The sequence below is a fragment of the Elizabethkingia occulta genome, from assembly GCF_002023715.1.
In the GTDB taxonomy this organism is placed as follows: domain Bacteria; phylum Bacteroidota; class Bacteroidia; order Flavobacteriales; family Weeksellaceae; genus Elizabethkingia; species Elizabethkingia occulta.
This window is the reverse complement of the sequence record NZ_MAHX01000015.1, coordinates 17,274-35,697: the sequence shown is the minus strand read 5'-3', so window position 1 is coordinate 35,697 and position 18,424 is coordinate 17,274. Positions and strand designations below refer to the sequence as shown.

The window sequence follows — 18,424 nt, the reverse complement described above, 5'->3', positions numbered from 1 at the left end:
ATTATATTTGAATTATTACTAAACCCTAATATGAATACAAAAAAATATACTCCTGACAATAAAGTCAGGATTGTTACAGCAGCGGCTTTGTTCGACGGACACGACGCTGCTATAAACATTATGCGGCGGGTGATCCAAGGAACCGGATGTGAGGTCATTCACCTTGGACATGACAAATCAGCAGAAGAAGTTGTAAACACAGCAATACAAGAAGACGCTAATGCTATAGCATTGACTTCTTATCAAGGCGGACATAACGAGTACTTTAAGTATATCTATGATCTGCTGAGAGAAAAGAACTCGCCACAGATTAAAATCTTCGGTGGCGGGGGTGGTGTTATCTTACCGGAAGAGATCAAGGATCTTATGGATTATGGTATCGACAGAATTTATTCTCCGGACGACGGAAGAGAACTTGGCCTTCAGGGAATGATTGATGATCTTGTACAAAGGTCTGATTTTGCTACCGGAAAAGATATAACTGCAAAAGATCTGGATGCCATAAATTTTGATAACCCAACCAGCATTGCCCAGGTTATTTCGGCTGTGGAAAATTTTTCAGATGAAAAACCTGAGTTGGTAAAGGCAATAGATGAACAATCAAAAGATCTGAATATTCCGATTATTGGTATTACCGGTACTGGTGGTGCGGGTAAATCGTCTTTAACAGACGAATTGGTGAGACGCTTCCTGCGTTCTAATCCGGATAAAAAAATTGCCATCATATCTATCGATCCATCCAAAAAGAAAACTGGTGGTGCATTACTAGGTGACAGAATCCGTATGAATGCGATTAATGATCCCAGAGTTTACATGCGTTCGATGGCTACCAGAGAAAATAATGTTTCGGTTTCACCTTTTATCCATTCTGCACTAAACGTACTAAAATTAGCACATCCGGATGTTATTATACTGGAAACATCTGGTATCGGACAATCTGGATCAGAAGTTTCCGATTTTGCAGATGTATCGATGTATGTAATGACTCCTGAATACGGAGCCTCTACTCAGCTTGAAAAGATAGACATGCTGGATTATGCAGATCTGGTGGCTTTAAATAAATCTGATAAGCGTGGTGCATTAGATGCATTACAAGCGGTAAGAAAACAATTTCAGAGAAACCATCTTTTATGGGAAAGTCCATTAGATGATATGCCGGTTTTTGCGACTAAAGCTTCCCAGTTCAACGATCATGGTACAACAGAGCTCTACAACAGATTAGTTTTAAAGGTAAATGAGACCCTTCGACAGGCTCAGGGGGACAATGCATCTGAGTTTAATACTTTTATAGAACAAGAGGTTACAGATGAAGTCACCATTATTCCGCCAAAAAGAGTTCGTTATCTATCAGAAATTGTAGAAAACAACAAGCAATATGATGCTGCTATAGAGAAACAGGCTGAACTGGCCAGAACTATGTATCATATTGACGGCGTTAAGAAAATTATTTCTAATGATATTTTAGAAACTGAATATCAAAAAGCAGAAAAAGAGCTGCAACAGGAGAATATAGACTTTCTGAAAAACTGGGATGCTACTAAAAAGGCATTTCATGCAGAGTTCTATTCTTATTTTGTTCGCGGAAAAGAAATTAAAGTCGAAACCTCAACAGAATCTCTGTCCCATCTTAGAATTCCTAAGATAGCATTACCAAAATACAATGACTGGGGAGATCTTATTAAATGGAAGGGACAGGAAAATCTTCCGGGAAGCTTTCCGTTCACAGCTGGTATTTATCCATTTAAAAGAACAGGTGAGGATCCAACCAGAATGTTTGCCGGGGAAGGCGGACCAGAAAGAACCAACAGAAGATTCCATTATGTTTCGGCCGAAATGCCGGCAAAACGTTTGTCTACAGCTTTTGACTCCGTAACATTATATGGTCAGGACCCAGCTTTACCACCAGATATTTATGGAAAAATTGGTAATGCCGGAGTTTCTATTGCAACATTGGATGATGCTAAAAAACTATATTCAGGTTTTGACCTTGTGAATGCACTGACTTCTGTTTCCATGACGATTAATGGACCTGCTCCTATGCTATTGGCTTTCTTTATGAATGCAGCCATCGATCAGAACGTTGAAAAATATATTACGGAACACAAACTTGAATCAAAAGTAGAGGCTGTTCTAAAAGCCAAGTTTGATGATAAAGGTTTAAAGAGACCTCAATATAACGGAGCGTTACCACCATCTAACAATGGTTTAGGTTTAAAATTGTTAGGAATTACCGGAGACGAAGTAATCCCTGCAGATGTCTATGAAAAAATCAAAGCCCAAACGATAGCTACCGTTCGGGGTACAGTTCAGGCAGATATTCTGAAGGAGGACCAGGCACAGAACACCTGTATTTTTTCCACAGAATTTGCGCTAAGATTAATGGGTGACGTTCAGGAATACTTCATTAAAGAAAAAGTTAGAAACTTCTACTCGGTTTCTATTTCAGGATATCATATTGCAGAAGCCGGAGCTAATCCGATTTCGCAATTAGCATTTACTTTGGCAAACGGATTTACTTATGTAGAATACTACCTAAGCCGTGGAATGGACATCAACGATTTTGCACCAAACTTATCTTTCTTCTTCTCTAACGGCATCGATCCTGAATATGCAGTAATTGGTCGTGTAGCAAGAAGAATATGGGCTAAAGCCATGAAATTAAAATATGGTGCAGATGAAAGAAGTCAGATGCTGAAATATCATATCCAGACTTCCGGACGTTCGCTTCACGCTCAGGAAATTGATTTCAATGATATCAGAACCACACTTCAGGCATTATATGCTATTTATGACAACTGTAATTCACTTCACACCAATGCATATGATGAAGCGATTACAACACCAACAGAAGAGTCTGTAAGAAGGGCAATGGCTATCCAGCTCATCATCAACAAAGAATTGGGTCTGGCTAAAAATGAAAATCCACTTCAGGGTTCTTTTATTATCGAGGAATTAACAGACCTGGTAGAAGAAGCTGTATATACCGAATTCGACAGAATAACAGAAAGAGGAGGAGTTCTTGGTGCTATGGAAACTATGTATCAGCGTTCAAAAATTCAGGAGGAATCTATGCATTATGAATGGCTGAAACATACTGGTGAATATCCTATTATTGGCGTAAACACCTTCCTTGGCAAAGATGGTTCTCCAACTGTTCTACCGGGAGAGGTTATCCGTTCCACTGAGGAAGAAAAGCAAGCGCAGATTGAATCGCTTCACAACTTCCAGGAAGCAAATGAAGGAAAATCTGAAGAAGCTTTAAGAAAATTACAACATGCAGCCATTAATCAACAAAACCTATTTGGAGTTATGATGGATGCTGTAAAATATTGTTCTCTGGGACAAATTACCAATGCTTTGTTTGAAGTAGGTGGTAAATACCGAAGAAATATGTAGAGGCTAAAACCTAAAAAATAATCCCTCCTAGTATTTTCTATGAGGGATTTTTATTTACTTGAAATTTGTTATCAATGTTGCCATTGTCTCTGTTATCAATTCTATATCCTGCGTTGTTGTTCGCCAGTTAACAAAAGCCGCCCTAATCCCTTTACGCTGATTATAGTTAGTTGGAGTCATAAAAACCTTACCCGTAGCATTCAGCAATTCCAGAAATTGGTTTACTTTCTCCTGCATCTCTTCACCTTTTAAAGTAAAGCATATTGTATTCAAACGTACCGGAGCCAGTAATTCGAAATCATTACTAATATCTATAAACTCGCCAAATTGCTTTGAACAAAAAATACTATTTTCCACAATATCCCTATAACCATCTTTACCATAAGCCATAAGAGAGAACCATGCCGGTAAAGCTTTCAGGCGTCTCGAATTTTCCGGAAGAAAATTTAAATAATTAAAACTCTCCAAAGGATCTCCCAGATAGGGAGCATTGGAATTCTGAAAAGTTTCAACCTGCAACAACTTGTACTCCTCTTTTATAAAGAAAACAGCACTTTCATATGGTACATTCAGCCATTTATGACAATCTACAGTAATACTGTCCGCATACTCCCAGTCTCTCACAAGATATTTATAAGTATCGGAACATGCAGCAAAACCACCGAATGCAGCATCTATATGCCACCAGAAATTATATTTTTCTTTTAACTTTCGTATTGCAGCAAAATCATCAAAATCGACAGTATTTACTGTCCCGGCACTTGAAATTAAAATAAACGGAGCTCCTTTCAGTGTCTGGATATGATCTTCCAAATCTTTAATACAAATTGCTTCTCTGTTACCCTCTTCAGTTTTAATCTTAATAATATTACTACTTCCTATTCCTAAAAGAGAGAGTGACTTTATTGCTGAAGAATGTGGTGTAGCAGTTAATACATGTATCGGAACCGTAATTCCTTCTTTCGCTATATCTATTCCTTTCTCTTTTCCATACCACTGTCTAGCTACGGCAACACAAGTGAAATTAGACATCATAGCTCCGGTAACAAATCCTCCCAAAAAACTTTTTGGTAATTCCAAAAGATCCCTTAACATTGCTATGGTTTCTATCTCTATAACTGCCGAAATATCTCCTTGTCCTTTCACGGATTGGGTATTCTGATCATATATAGTCGATAACCAGTCACCAGCTATAGAAGCAGGGGTAGAACCTCCAGTTACAAATCCCAGATACCTTGGTCCGGATGAAGCCACCATCAGAGGCTCGAATCTTTTATTAAACAGTTTCAGCGCTTCTTCAGTACCATATCCTTCCTCTGGTAATGTCTGCTTTTCGGGAATTAATTTATTATCTACAGATGTTTTTCTCTCCGAAATAGAATTTAAATATTCCACACCTTGTTCTTTTATAGTATTTAGCAAGTGTTCTATTTTTAAAGAATCACTCTCTATGGTTTCTTTCATATACATTGTAATTAGCTAATTCAAAGGTATAAATTAAGACTACTAATTGTATATTAATTGTTCTTTAGCATGGAATTTGTTGCGTTAGGAGACTTCAGAGTATTTCACTAAATTTAAAATCAGTTATGTTATTTTAATCAATACTCTATTTAAACTTATAACAAAACACTTATGATAAAAAAATTAGGATTTCTATTTCTTTTCGCGCTGCTATTTTCATGTAAAACAGAACAACAAAAAACTATCGACCGCAATGTTGTTGTAGATTCTACCATAACCGCATTTCAAACTAAACTTACACAACAGCAGATTGATACGGTATTTAAAAAGTATCACTTCAACGGAAGTATTGCCGTTTTTAAGGACAGTACTTTATTATACCGAAAAGAAAATGGCTATTCTAACTTTAAAAGTAAAACTAAAATTGATAACAACACCATTTTTGCCATTGGCTCAGTAAGCAAGCAGTTTACTGCTGTTCTTATCTTATTGCAGAAGGAACAGGGTAAATTAAAGCTGGAAGACAAGGTTTCACAGTATTTGCCAGATTTTCGAATCAAGGAATATGAAAATATAACCATTAATCAGCTACTGAATCATACTTCCGGGCTGAACATTATGGGTAACCGACTTATGTTTAGAAGTGGAACAGGTTTCTTTTATTCTAATGACGGATTTAATGCATTAGGCCAGATTTTGGAAAAAGTTTCCGGAAAATCTTATGACGAAAATGTCAAAGAGCTCTTTAGCAAAATAGGTATGCAGCATTCGTCTACTGCATCAACTTTTAAAAACGGAAATTTTGCAAGTGCATATCTCGGAAATGACAAAGTTCAGGAAGTTGTCCCCAATATGCCTAAGCGACTTGCCGGAAAAGAAATAGGTACGCCTGCGGGTGGAATCCTCTCTACTATAGATGATCTTCATCTTTGGAATCAGAAATTATATGGAGGTAAAGTTCTGAAACCAGAAACCCTAAAAGAATTCACAAAGAAAAGTGCGGAAAGGCAACATGCCATTTTTGGAAAAATGGGATATGGTTATGGGATTATGCTGAATACCGGAAAACCTGAAGCTTATTTCCATAGTGGCTATGTAAAGGGATCTCCTTCTTTGAATATTTATTATCCGGAAACCAAAACTTCAGTAATTATTCTTTCTAACATTGCTGACGAAAATAAAGGTAAAAATGCAGTATTTAATCCACATAAAGAGGTTAAAAACATTACAGATAATCTTCAGAATGTTATTGTAGATTTACAGAGGGATTTACTAAAGCCTATTGAGCATAAAAATGAATAAATTATATTTCATAGCCATCTATCCTCCAAAATCAATTATTGAGGAAATACGGGTTTTCAAAGAAGATCTGGCCAGAAATTACAGTAATTCCAAGGCTCTGAAAAATGATGCTCATATTACTCTATTCCCACCTTTTTCGCGAGATCAGGATATGGAACAGGATATTATTACAGCTTTTCGGAAAATTGATACGCATATTTCTCCTTTTGAGTTAGTATTAGATGGATTCGGATCTTTTCCGAATCCCAGAAATCCGGTTCTGTTTGTTCAACCTGAGAAAAATGAAAACCTGAACACGCTTCATTCCAAAGTAAAAGAACGCTTTAACTTTATAAAAAACTCTTTCAATCCTCATGTTACAGTCGGTTATAGAGATCTTAGCTTTGATAATTTCAAGAAAGCATGGAATTTATACGAACATCAGGGTTACAAAACTAAATTCATAGTCGATGAAATTCAACTTCTCCGTCATGATGGAAAATGGGTTTCTTTATCGTCAAAAAAATTAACCGGATAATAGTATCTTTGGTCGCATGAAAAAATTTATATTTTACTTTTTAATATTTCTCTCAACTTTTACTTTTGCACAAAGACCTGACAATGCATTACAAGGCTATTATGGCATCAAGGGAAGTGGAAGCTTATATGGTAGCTTTAACTTTGACGGCAACGGAAAAGTTCTGATTGGTGAAATGGCGCATGGAGATTACTTTACGAGAAATGACAGCTTAATCATCTATCCCGATAAAGATATTTTTATATTTAAAGTAAAAGGAAAGGAGCTTCACGGTATCTCTACATGGGTTGAAAACGAGGCATGGAAATTCAATAAAGATTCTATATCAGTAAATAACAGACAGAATCCCGAACTATCACAAAAGAAAGCAGAATTATTAGCTCAATACTACGATAAAAAGAAAAATCAGGGTGACCTTGCTGCCCTACTCGACACGGATTTCATCAGCTTCAATACGGAACTATGTGACAAAGGACTTGCAAAATCCTGTCTTGATTTATTCGGAGCAAAAATGCTGGAAGTTACTCCTGGCTTACTCACGGGAAAAGATCTCTCCAAACAAAATATTCAGCCACATCCTGAACTTTTGGCATTAGCGAAAAAAATAATTGACATGGGAGAACCTGAAGGGCATACAGCTTTAGGCAGCTATTTATATGCTATTGGCCGAACAGAAGAAGGAGAAAAAGAATGGGATAAGGCTATTGAAAAAGGCAGCAGAAGAGCTATCCAAGGGAGAGCACTTATGGAGTTCAGTAAGGGACTGGAAGAGAAATAAAAAAGGTGCAATTGCACCTTTTTCGCTTTTATGCTAATTTCATTTTAGCAACTTCTCTTTTATATTTCATAAAAATAAATGCAGCAAATAAACATACCGACGAAAAATATAATGGCACACTAAGTGTTAGTATTTTGCTTAGCAAACTTGTTTCAGATATGTAAAATACATTATAAAACATTTCAGATGACTTTGACATATTAACTACATTTACCATCGGAAAAATTGACAATCCATAACATACTTCAACCATATTATGGAATGCATTTAAAGGCTGTTTTTTATAATTAGATCTCTGCATTAGTACCCTGATGTTTATTAGTTGTACCACAACAGGTGTAATTATAAAACCTGTATAGACAATTATGTAAAGGATTTTAAATTGTTCTTTATCCAATTTATGAGCTCCCAAAACAAACACTAATAATAATGAAAAAGAGATCGCCAATATTTTAGGCATTATTTCTCTTATGTATGCATTTCTCATCTTAGCTACAATTTTGGGTACTGCTTTCACATCACTAAAACTAAAATTCTGAAAGGACAATTCTTTCTTCCATTTAGTTTTTATCTGTAAAAAAGCCTCCTGAAAGCCGAAACCTTTTTTCTCCAATTCTTCTATCTGAGAAATAATATGATCTTCTATCTCCATATAAATATCCAACGGAAGGCGTTTATCTTCCAGATATTTCTGAATCTGTTTTCTTTCCAGTATATTCATCGTTATTGTATTTTTGGATTCTATTCTTCTGTTTTTGTAACAATCATAATGCTAATTGTTTTTTTATTTGTTTCACTGATTTTACAAATTTCAGGCTAAATAAAAGACAATAACAAGACATCCCCATCCAGAATAATAAAAACACAAACATGAAACAGGTATATAGAGTATCTTCTACTTTATACACATTTAATAGCTGGTAAAAATCCGGGATTTGTTTTTGGGAAATCCAGAAAAAATTAAAGCCTCCTAAAATAAAATTCCATATGATAAATTCCCGTTGATATACTGAAACTTTATTTGCAAACTTATCTGTAAACCGAAACACCCGGAAATATCTGATATAATACAAGACAGGGATAAAAGTAGACAGAATTATCATAGCTATAAAGACAATCCGGAAAGACGAAATATCCAATTCTGTTGCAGCAAGAATAAGAAATATTAACACAAATAAAGCAAAGCCAACAGAACTTAAAATTACACTTTTACGCTTTTCCCAATAAATTTTCCTAACAAAAGGCGTCGCCAGAAATTCATTGTAAGTTGTTAGTGACGGGCGGTCTGTTTTCAGTTCTTCTTCCCATGATAATTGAGCCTGCAAAAAAGCGTCATCGAATGTCAGGTTTTTTGATATTTCTAAGTCCTGTATCTGTGCAAGAATATGGTCTTCTACTTCCAGCATAATATCCCACGGAAGTTTTTTTGCTAATAAGTATTGACGTACTGGACTATTTTGTGATGGTGTGTTCATAATATTAAAATTCAAGTTTCATTCTCTCCTTTATTTTTATTATTGCTCTTTTGTAGTTGATATAGCAGAAGTAGCCATACATAACTGAATAGATGTAAAGATATGCAGCCATCAGATGCAAAATATTTTGTACTGCAAAGTTTTTATGATTAAATAATTCAATTATGCTATTTCTTACCTTTTCCATACAAGCATCAATATCTATAATATTGCTAAGTATAATAAAGAAAGCTCCCATCAACATATAATTGCTTGTACTTCTCTGGAAAACACTAATATTCTTATCATAGTTTGCTTTTGTTGTCTTTAATAATTTCCTATCCAAAACAGAAGGTACAATTCCCAAAAGTGCTACAGTACTATAAATTATTAAAAAAATATACTTGGAAATTGTCGGAAGATAAAACGCTGAGAATACAGTCGTAAAAAATATAGCCGACATTATTATCATTACCTTCTTCTGAATTCTAAGTTGATTCCGCATCATAATACTATTCTGGAGTCTGGTAATCTTCCGGAATTTACAGGAAAAGAGGCTAATCCTCATCTTTAAGTCTTTCTCCCACGAAATTTTAGTTTGTTCAAAAGCTTCATCAAAATCTAAATTTTGATCTGTCTCTAAGGCAGCAATCTGGTCTGTCATATGATCTTTCACCTCCAAAAGGATATCCAATGGTAGCCTTTTCTCGATTAAGTAGTTTGTTATTTTTTTCTCCTGATTTTCCATTTCTGTTAAATATTAAAAATAGTATTCAGATTCAGAATATAGCTTTTCATTTCAGCTTCTTGTTCTGCCTGCTGATGCTTTCCTTTTTCTGTAAGCAGGTAGTATTTACGGTCACGTCCATTAATATTCTGTATTTCAGATGTAATAAGTCCATCGTCTTCCAGTTTATGTAACAGCGGATAAAGTGCACCTTCTGTCATCTCAAGCTCTCCTTTAGTCAGATCTTTTGCCCTTTGCGTCATCTGGTAACCATACATCTTAACTTCCTGAGCTAGAAGTTTCAGAATGATATTCTGCAAAGTTCCTTTGTATAATTTATTATTCTTTTTAGACATACCTAATTTTCTTACATATCAAATATACATAAATTTCTTATGCATTAATAAAAAAGGTATCAAAATTTTGATACCTTTTTTATTTCTATTTAATTGTTAAATCATTGCTTTATAACGCTACTTCCTGCGCCGAAAATATTCGTTGCCGGTCTCCCGGTTTTAGTAGGTGAAGCTTTATAATAGACTTTGGTTCCTGCTCCTTCAATTTTCACACTGCTAACCTTATCTACATAAACCGTGTTACCTGCTCCTTCTATAATTACCTTAGACAAGAATCCACTCACAGTAATTGTGTTATTTGCTCCCTCTATATGGAGTATTCCACCATCCGAACTGAATTTCTTCTGATGTCCTACTCCTTCAACATGGATATTCCCGTCTTTTTCACTTACCCCTCCGGATGTATTACTATTCCCTCCGAAAACTTGTGCATTAACTGTAGCTGATGTTCCTATGAGCAACATCCACAAGAATAAAAAAAATAATTTTTTCATAATATATAATTTAGCGTTGTATAAATAATAACGAAAAATACTGTTTTAAATTGTATCTATTCATTGAACTCGCATTAATTATTCCCTGTATCTTTGCATAAGAATGCAACACGAAAAAATCATATTAGGTATTGACCCCGGAACAGCTGTTATGGGATTTGGTATTATTTCGGTAAAGGGACAGAAGATGGAATTAATTTCTATACACGAATTAATTCTGAAAAAGCTGGAGACTCATGAAATAAAACTAAAGAAGATATTTGACCGTACCTTAGCATTAATTGATGAATACCATCCGGATGAAGTTGCACTGGAGGCTCCTTTCTTCGGAAAGAATGTACAGTCGATGTTGAAATTAGGCCGCGCCCAGGGCGTAGCTATGGCTGCCAGCCTTGCAAGAGACATTCCTATAACCGAATATTCTCCTAAAAAAATAAAAATGGCTATTACCGGAAATGGTAATGCCAGCAAGGAACAGGTCGCCGGAATGCTGAAAAACCTGTTACAGCTAAAAGAATTCCCGACCAAATATCTGGATGCCTCCGATGGACTTGCTGTTGCAGTATGTCATCATTTTAATATGGGCAAAGATATTTCTGAAAAATCTTATTCGGGATGGGACAGCTTTATTAAACAAAATCCTGGCAGGATTAAATAAATTATTAATTTAGATCCAGCATCAATTTGGTATTAGGGTTTGATAGCTCTTTGATTGTTACCTTTATCTTATTATTTAAGTCTGTCGAACTTGAGGCACCAAATAAATAATAGTTTCTTTCAAAGAAACCTTTATCCGATGATCTCTCCATAATCATATCTAAATCTTTTGTAGTATGTTGTTGTAAAAACTGATGAATTAATGCTGCACCAACAAAATAATCAACGGAAGTTCCCTCTAATTTTATCTCTTTTTCTTCATCCAAGAAATTAAAATCCGGATGCTCTTTTATAAAATCCGAAATCTTTTGACAATGCCATGTTAATGGCTTTCCGATGTGTACATTATCAGAATTACTATAAACAGAAAACCCCGAAGTCAGCCAATAATGTGCATTGGGATATTTGGTATTAATAAGATGTATAAGCTCATGTTTATGATTTTCACCTGAAAATGCTGTGGTATATATTATCTTATTCTGCGAGTCAAAAAATGCACAATGATTACTTTGTCCCTCTCCCAAAACATAATCAAAGCCCTGCACAGTTCTTACTTCCTTACAGTTTTTTGCAATGTAATAATGCAATTTATTATGATTATTAAATTTAAAAATATTTTCCAGTTTATTTATAAAGACATTCGCTTGCTTGGCCTTAGCTAAGTTGAAAGAATAATCTGACGGGAAATAATATTCAATATTTCCAACTGTCCTTTTCATCCATTTTTCTGTATAGAAATCAGTATAATTGGATAGTTTATTATTCTTAAAGACATAATTTACAATCGCATATATATTTTCTGTCTTATCAGAAGGAGACATAAGCACTTTGATGAGCTTGGATTCTTCTCCTATATCTGATACAGATAAAACATTAGCCTGAGATATATAAGCATACAAATTAGGATTCCAAAATCCTTCTGAAAATAAAAAATCATAAGATTCGAACTTCTTATCTGTATTCCAGAATTTTTGTCCTTTGTTTCTGTCATTAACAATTTGCATATAAGACTTAAACAGATCAAGGGCCTGCTGTTCATTTTTAGAGATACTTCCTCCATTTTTTATAACATTAATCTGGGCATTAATATTAAATGATAAAGCGAAAAGTATAACCAGAAAACTATTTCTCACATTTTTTTCACCAAATAAAGAAATAAAATTAAACACAAACAATACATTAAACAAAAATAAGCGTAGTAAATTGATAATCAATATACAATACTTGTAAAACTGCTTTACAAGTATTGCACAATTATTTTACTAGGTAAAACATACTACTATTTGTAACATTGGTATGGTTTTTCGTACCTATTAAATTCAAGAGTAAAATTTTATGAAAACATTACAACCCAATATTGCACCCGCTGAAGCCAAAATGAATTGGTTTCAGCATTTTATGATGCTTTGCTCCGGGGCAAACATTCATGTTCTGAGAAAAACTCCATCCGAGTGGAATAAATACTCCGGAATTGGTGGGGTGGTATTATTTACTGCGGTATTTGCAACATTATCTTCCGGCTATGCCATGTATACTATTTTTGACGATATATCGGCAGCTATAGGCTTTGGATTACTTTGGGGTCTTATGATCTTTAATCTGGACAGATATATCGTTTCTTCTATTAAAAAGACAGGAACATGGTGGAATCAGATACTAATGACTATACCGCGTCTTATTCTGGCCGCCTTTTTAGGAATTATTATTGCCAAACCTCTGGAACTAAAGATTTTTGAAAAGGAGGTTAACAAGCAGCTTAATACTATTATCCAGAGAAATAAGGCAGAACTGCAGGCAAAAATCAATAACCGGATTATGCAGCAAAGTGGTCCTTATGATAAGGAAAAGGCAGAAATTAATTCAAAACTTGCCGCTTATCAGAAGTCATATGATTCTGCTTCTGTGGAGCTGGAAAAAGAGATTCTGGGAAAACAATCCGGCCTTACTTCCGGAAAGATAGGCTACGGCAGCAATGCCAAGCGTAAGGAAGAGTTGAAGAAAAACAGGCTTGCAGATCTACAAAATTATCAGAAGCAGGTAGCTCCTCGTTTGGAGTATCTGGATAAAGAAACATCCAAAGTATATACTAATCTGGAGCAGGAGCTAAAGAATTCTGAAGGTGCCGAAAACCGTTTTAATGGTTTTGCCGCAAGACTGCAGGCCTTGGATGAACTTGGTAAAGCGAGTGCAATTATAGCATTAGCATCAACCTTCATTATGGGATTATTTATATGTCTGGAAATATCTCCTGTACTGATTAAACTTATTTCCTCCGTAGGCCCTTATGACTGGTTGCTGGATAAAAATGAAAATGATGTAAAAGTCTATGCTAAAGAAAAAATAGAAAAAGCAAATATCTCTACCGAATACAGAGTAAACGAACTGAAAGAAAGCCTTTATCCCAAGAACACATCTACTTCATAAAAAACAACCGGACATTCAGCTAAATGTCCGGTTTTATATTGATTACTTTCTTGCTGTGCCTAATGCCAGTGAAAGATTCTTTTGAATAACCTTGGTGGAGGTATAAGTCGCACCACATAGTGAACCAGTAAGCTTATATGTTCCCTGAGGTAATACCAAAGTATTTTGACCTTTTGCAGGTACTGCCAGATTATAATACTTATCACCCTGAATTCTTAGGATCATATTACAATCCGAATTATTTGCCACAAGCAAAATAGCATTGGTGTCACTGATATCATTGTTAAACATCTGATTGAGCACGTTTACCGTTTTAGTGTTATGACCAGATTTATCCTGTGCCATAAGTTTTGCAAATTCTTCTGCTTCCTGTTCTTCAAGAGTTTTAATAACAGGCTTAGGAATATCCGCTGCTTTTTTAGGATTGGCTGCGATTTGTAAAGACAATAATTTCTGCTTTAAGAAGGCAATATCCTTATGTTTAGGATATTTCTTAATGTAGGCCGAAAGTTCATTAATATCCTTGGTTTCCATTATATGTGCAAGCGTCACCTTATTAGATGAGCAATTCCACAACAAAACCGAACCAAGAATTACAAGTAAAATTTTCTTCATACCGGAGGCAAATGTAATTAAATTTTAAATCTTAAATACGTAATTGTTTTTCCTTTTGCAGAAAACAAGCCCTCATAATAAGTTTTAATTTCACGAAGATGTACGGCATCTGTTTCAAATTCAGGAGCTCCGTAAATATCATGATGTGAAACTTCTACATCATAACCTAGTGCCTGGAGTATTCCCAAAGTATAACCATGTAAAAATTCAGAATCTGTTTTCAGGTGTATATATCCGTCCTTTTTCACAATCTTTTTATAACGATCCAAAAATTCAGGATGCGTCATTCTGTGTTTAGCTCTCTTGAATTTAATCTGAGGATCGGGGAAAGTAATCCAGATTTCATCAACCTCATCTTTTTCAAAAAACAGATCGATTAATTCTATCTGCGTACGGAGAAAAGCTACATTAGACAGATTTTTCTCTACGGCTTCTTTAGCCCCAAACCAAAAACGTGCACCTTTGATATCCACTCCTATAAAGTTTTTATCCGGAAAAGCTTTTGCCATTCCTACACTATATTCTCCTTTTCCACAACCCAATTCTAAAACAATCGGATTATCGTTTTTGAAGAAATCAGTTCTCCACTTACCCTTCATTTCATAGCCCGAAAGAGCTTCTTCACGCGTAGGTTGGAAAACATTTACAAGAGTTTTATTTTCTTCGAAACGTCTGATCTTATTTTTACCCAAAATTCAAAATTTAGGGTGCAAAAATAACAAATTTACAGTTATTTATCTCCAACTACTGCCTGTAAGTTAGAATTACGTAATCTTTTAAGGTAAACAGGAAGGTATTTCTCAATAGACATCTCTATCATAGCATATTCACCACTCTTTACAAGGGAGCCCAGATCATCGGATGTATAGACAAACTGCAGGAAATTGTCTATAAGGTTCTTAGGGATTTTGAGTTTAATAAAATACTCGTCACCATAATAATTATGAAGATTGGTTACATTTTTCTGCATAGCTTCATAGGCATAAAGACGCTCCTGCTTTTTGCGCTCACCAGTTAGTATATCGAATACACTTTGTACATTGAATCCTAATCCGCCATTATTGAAGGATGCAACTGGTGAACGCGGAGAAGTTCCGTCTCCTTTTGGTGAAGGCAGTCCAATTTTGTTCGCCAAAGCAAGTCTTTTATCCTCACGGGTAGAAAGAACATCTACCTTGAAGTTTCCTGTAGGCTTAAAACGTTTTAATACAACTTCTTTAATTTCGTGATAAGCTATGGAAAGTTCTACCAGCATTCTCTTATTCTGGAAGTACTGCGGTGTAAGCGTTATATCTTTTCTCTCTGTAACAATAGATGTAAACCTTATAACATCTCCGACCTTTGCAGGAATATCAAATTCACCCTGATAATCTGCCAAAACCGTTTTCTGTGTATTAAGGTTCGTCACATAGATTTGATTAAGGTATAATGCAGAATTGTCTCTTAAGTAGATAGTCCCATTAAAAGTCTGCCCCTGAAAAATGAGAATAAATAAGAACAATAAACCAGTAAAATATTTCTTCATATAGGTCGCAAAATTAAACATAAAAAAAGCGAGTTTGCTTTCTTTAGATTTTCAAACGGGGTTAAAGTTTTATTAAACTTTATATGCCTTCTGTTAAAAGTAGTGAAGAATATAAAATTATCTTAATCCATTTTGGAATATTTGCGCATCAGATTTTCATAAAAATTCTGTGGCAATAACCATTTTAAAGGTACTCCTATCTTCTGACCGAACTTTCCAAAATAGTAATGTGCTTTCCAACTTTTCTTATCTAATAAATCTACTACATAATCTGCTACTTCCGAAGGTTCTGTTCCGTGATCTACATGAGCGTTCATTAATGCATATATCTTATTGAATACCGTTGTATAAGCTTCTGACACCTTTGTTTTAATACGGCTTTCAGCAATATTAGTTTTTATATCCCCTAAATGCAGTGAAGTAGCCTGAACATTCCAGTTTTTAATTTCGTAGCGTAATGCCTCTGTAGCTTTGTCCAGAGCAGATTTGGAAGCTGAATAGAATCCTCTGAAGGGTAATCCCATTTCACTACCAATGCTGGAAACATTAATTATTTTTCCAAAACGTTTTTCCCGCATATAGGGCATCACAGCAGAAATCATTTGTATTGGTCCTACTAAATTAAGATCGAACAGCTTATGGATATCTTCTTTGGTAGTATCTTCAACCGAACCTACCATACCCATTCCTGCATTATTAATCAGCACATCTATTCTTCCTTCTTTCTCAATAACAGAGGAAACGGCCTGATTAATTTGCTCTTTATCTGTAACATCAACAGAAATACCTTTAAAATGAGTACTATCTGCAATCTGTCGGCTAAACCCGTAAACAACATGTCCTTTTTTCGCCAGTGTTTCTGCCAGCGTAAAGCCTATTCCTTTAGAGGCTCCGGTAATAATAATAACCATTTATTTTCTTTTTACCACTTTATAAAAATCCTTCCAAAACTCCGGGTAGGACTTTTCTACTACGTTTGGGTCTTCGATTTCCAGTGTACGGCACAAAGCATATGGAGCAAATGCCATTGCCATTCTGTGGTCATTATAAGTGGAAATTGTAATGGTCTCTGCCGGAGTAATATTCTCCAGAGATTTTATAGTTTCATTTGTAATCGCTGTGTTAAGACCTATTTTTCTCAGCTCATTCTGCATAGCAGTAAGCCTGTCTGTTTCTTTAACCTTCAGTGTTTCCAATCCTGTAATATAAAAAGGAATGCCTAATGCTGCTGCTGTTACGCAAACGGTCTGGGCAATATCCGGGCAATTATTCATATCCAGCTGCATATCTTTCGGAAACTGGAAGCCTTCTATCGGCTGAAGAGACAATTCGTTTTCTGAAACCTCAACAGTCTCTATTCCGAAAAAGTTCTTGTAAATTTCAGCTGAACGGGAGTCTGCCTGCAAAGATTTTATATTTAAGCTCTTCAGATTAATCTTTTTCCTGCCTATTGCAGCCAAAGAATAGAAATAAGAAGCGGAAGACCAATCGCTTTCTACAACATAACGAATTGGCTCTAATGCTCCTGTTAATGGTTTTATCCTGATAATGTTCTCTTCAATAGAAGCATTAATTCCCGCTTTCTTCAGAATTTCAATTGTCATTAGCAGATAAGGCAGAGATGTAATTTTACCTTCAAGGCTTACATTCAGTCCGTTCTCCAGGCTGGCTCCCACCAATAAAAGTGATGTTATAAACTGACTGCTGATATTCGCCGGAATACTCACCTGATTTTTTTCAATCTTTTTTCCTTTAATTTTCAATGGCGGAAAACCTTCTTCTCCAAGGTATTCAATCTCTGCATCCAGTTGTTTCAACGCTTCTACCAATGGTTTTATAGGGCGTTGTTTCATTCTTTCGGATCCTGTTAATATAACTTCTTTCCCTGCCTTTGTTGCAAAGTAAGAAGTAAGGAAACGCATGGATGTTCCTGCATGATGAATATCTACTATATCACCCTCATCATTCAGAGCTTTTATCAAAAGTGAAGAATCCTGAGAATTGGAAACATTTTCTAAGGTTATATTTCCAAATATTTTCTCTAAAATCAGTAATCTGTTCGTTATACTCTTTGATCCTCCGATTTTCACTGTTTCTCCATCCAGCATTTCGCAAAACGGCACAGTCGATTGTAGTTTCAGGTTATTTTGGTGTCTTTCTTTATCTCTCTCCATATTAGATTTCATTTTTTTATTAAAAGCTTCCTGTAGATCTGTTCCCGTTTGATTCGCTAAACACAAAGTAACAAAAAGAACATCTGCAAGTTCCTCACCAAGGTCTTTACTCTTGTCCGATTCTTTCTCTGACTGTTCACCATATCTTCTGGCTATAATTCTGGCAACTTCCCCCACTTCTTCTGTCAGCATTGCCATATTAGTCAGCTCATTGAAGTAACGCACTCCTACTGTTCTGATCCATTCGTCAACCTGATGCTGAAGGCTTTTAATTTCTTCCATAATTTTAATACAATAATGCTATTATACAGAACCCGGAATTATGATTCTATAGCTTGTTGGTTATTATTTTTTAACAAATATACGATAGATGAATAACTTCCTCTGCAATTAAAAGACTTAATCTGGCAGAACTTACACATATTTATACTCTGCATACTCGTTCTATTCAGCTAAATGTTCAATTGTATTTTTTTTGATAACAACAGATCCGCAATAATATATTATAAAGAAGCTTACCAAATTTTCATCCTTTGAAGCT

18 protein-coding genes are annotated in these 18,424 nt (G+C 35.3%); 6 read left to right on the top strand and 12 right to left on the bottom strand.

The features are described 5' to 3' along the window. Positions 1-30 precede the first annotated feature (30 nt). Positions 31-3,396: a methylmalonyl-CoA mutase family protein gene (locus tag BAZ10_RS09595; protein WP_078771883.1), complete on the top strand. Its 3,366-nt coding sequence runs from the start codon at positions 31-33 to the stop codon at positions 3,394-3,396. A 54-nt stretch (positions 3,397-3,450) separates the two neighbouring features. On the opposite strand, the gene BAZ10_RS09590 is transcribed toward BAZ10_RS09595, so the two are convergent. After that, entirely contained in the window at positions 3,451-4,860 is a 1,410-nt protein-coding gene (locus tag BAZ10_RS09590; protein WP_078772041.1) for a pyridoxal phosphate-dependent decarboxylase family protein, read from the bottom strand. Positions 4,861-5,031: 171 nt separating this feature from the next. Here BAZ10_RS09590 and BAZ10_RS09585 point away from each other — a divergent pair, with 171 nt between their 5' ends. The 3 genes from BAZ10_RS09585 to BAZ10_RS09575 are packed head-to-tail and all read left to right on the top strand — an operon-like array spanning position 5,032 to position 7,457. Continuing rightward, complete coding sequence (locus BAZ10_RS09585; protein ID WP_078771882.1) at positions 5,032-6,162, top strand: serine hydrolase domain-containing protein; 1,131 nt, start codon at positions 5,032-5,034, stop codon at positions 6,160-6,162. Then, positions 6,155-6,679, top strand: coding sequence for an RNA 2',3'-cyclic phosphodiesterase (gene thpR / locus BAZ10_RS09580; RefSeq protein ID WP_078771881.1), 525 nt, complete (start codon positions 6,155-6,157; stop codon positions 6,677-6,679). Before BAZ10_RS09585 ends, thpR begins: the two co-directional genes overlap by 8 nt. Positions 6,680-6,695: 16 nt before the next feature. After that, positions 6,696-7,457: a hypothetical protein gene (locus BAZ10_RS09575; protein WP_078771880.1), complete on the top strand. Its 762-nt coding sequence runs from the start codon at positions 6,696-6,698 to the stop codon at positions 7,455-7,457. A 28-nt stretch (positions 7,458-7,485) separates the two neighbouring features. Here BAZ10_RS09575 and BAZ10_RS09570 read toward each other — a convergent pair whose 3' ends face one another. The 5 genes from BAZ10_RS09570 to BAZ10_RS09550 all read right to left on the bottom strand — a co-directional run bounded on the left by BAZ10_RS09570 (position 7,486) and on the right by BAZ10_RS09550 (position 10,488). Then, positions 7,486-8,178 (bottom strand): hypothetical protein, encoded by a 693-nt coding sequence (locus tag BAZ10_RS09570; protein ID WP_078771879.1) that lies wholly within the window; start codon positions 8,176-8,178, stop codon positions 7,486-7,488. A gap of 43 nt (positions 8,179-8,221) precedes the next feature. Beyond that, positions 8,222-8,932, bottom strand: a complete 711-nt coding sequence (locus tag BAZ10_RS09565; RefSeq protein WP_078771878.1) for a hypothetical protein — start codon at positions 8,930-8,932, stop codon at positions 8,222-8,224. Positions 8,933-8,936: 4 nt separating this feature from the next. Further along, the gene (locus tag BAZ10_RS09560) at positions 8,937-9,659 is read right to left on the bottom strand and encodes a hypothetical protein (RefSeq protein ID WP_078771877.1); all 723 of its coding nucleotides are present in this window, start codon (positions 9,657-9,659) and stop codon (positions 8,937-8,939) included. 5 nt (positions 9,660-9,664) lie between these two features. Beyond that, positions 9,665-9,994 (bottom strand): PadR family transcriptional regulator, encoded by a 330-nt coding sequence (locus BAZ10_RS09555; RefSeq protein WP_058878073.1) that lies wholly within the window; start codon positions 9,992-9,994, stop codon positions 9,665-9,667. A 101-nt stretch (positions 9,995-10,095) separates the two neighbouring features. Continuing rightward, positions 10,096-10,488, bottom strand: coding sequence for a DUF3060 domain-containing protein (locus tag BAZ10_RS09550; RefSeq protein ID WP_245803788.1), 393 nt, complete (start codon positions 10,486-10,488; stop codon positions 10,096-10,098). Positions 10,489-10,591: 103 nt separating this feature from the next. Between BAZ10_RS09550 and ruvC the strand changes: the two genes are divergently transcribed. Then, positions 10,592-11,146 (top strand): crossover junction endodeoxyribonuclease RuvC, encoded by a 555-nt coding sequence (gene ruvC / locus BAZ10_RS09545; RefSeq protein ID WP_059156668.1) that lies wholly within the window; start codon positions 10,592-10,594, stop codon positions 11,144-11,146. A 4-nt stretch (positions 11,147-11,150) separates the two neighbouring features. Here ruvC and BAZ10_RS09540 read toward each other — a convergent pair whose 3' ends face one another. After that, positions 11,151-12,278, bottom strand: a complete 1,128-nt coding sequence (locus tag BAZ10_RS09540; protein WP_078796885.1) for a hypothetical protein — start codon at positions 12,276-12,278, stop codon at positions 11,151-11,153. A 202-nt stretch (positions 12,279-12,480) separates the two neighbouring features. Between BAZ10_RS09540 and BAZ10_RS09535 the strand changes: the two genes are divergently transcribed. Continuing rightward, positions 12,481-13,569 carry a DUF4407 domain-containing protein gene (locus tag BAZ10_RS09535; RefSeq protein ID WP_078771875.1) on the top strand — a complete coding sequence of 363 codons (1,089 nt, stop codon included), beginning with the start codon at positions 12,481-12,483 and terminating at the stop codon, positions 13,567-13,569. A 42-nt stretch (positions 13,570-13,611) separates the two neighbouring features. Here BAZ10_RS09535 and BAZ10_RS09530 read toward each other — a convergent pair whose 3' ends face one another. The 5 genes from BAZ10_RS09530 to BAZ10_RS09510 all read right to left on the bottom strand — a co-directional run bounded on the left by BAZ10_RS09530 (position 13,612) and on the right by BAZ10_RS09510 (position 18,165). Next, positions 13,612-14,184: a DUF6759 domain-containing protein gene (locus BAZ10_RS09530; protein WP_078771874.1), complete on the bottom strand. Its 573-nt coding sequence runs from the start codon at positions 14,182-14,184 to the stop codon at positions 13,612-13,614. A 17-nt stretch (positions 14,185-14,201) separates the two neighbouring features. Continuing rightward, positions 14,202-14,876, bottom strand: coding sequence for a tRNA (guanosine(46)-N7)-methyltransferase TrmB (gene trmB / locus BAZ10_RS09525; protein WP_059325945.1), 675 nt, complete (start codon positions 14,874-14,876; stop codon positions 14,202-14,204). A gap of 38 nt (positions 14,877-14,914) precedes the next feature. After that, complete coding sequence (locus tag BAZ10_RS09520; RefSeq protein WP_078771873.1) at positions 14,915-15,730, bottom strand: hypothetical protein; 816 nt, start codon at positions 15,728-15,730, stop codon at positions 14,915-14,917. Positions 15,731-15,831: 101 nt separating this feature from the next. Then, positions 15,832-16,620, bottom strand: coding sequence for an SDR family oxidoreductase (locus BAZ10_RS09515; RefSeq protein ID WP_078771872.1), 789 nt, complete (start codon positions 16,618-16,620; stop codon positions 15,832-15,834). After that, the gene (locus BAZ10_RS09510; RefSeq protein WP_078771871.1) at positions 16,621-18,165 is read right to left on the bottom strand and encodes a MazG nucleotide pyrophosphohydrolase domain-containing protein; all 1,545 of its coding nucleotides are present in this window, start codon (positions 18,163-18,165) and stop codon (positions 16,621-16,623) included. It lies immediately after the preceding gene. Positions 18,166-18,424 lie beyond the last annotated feature (259 nt).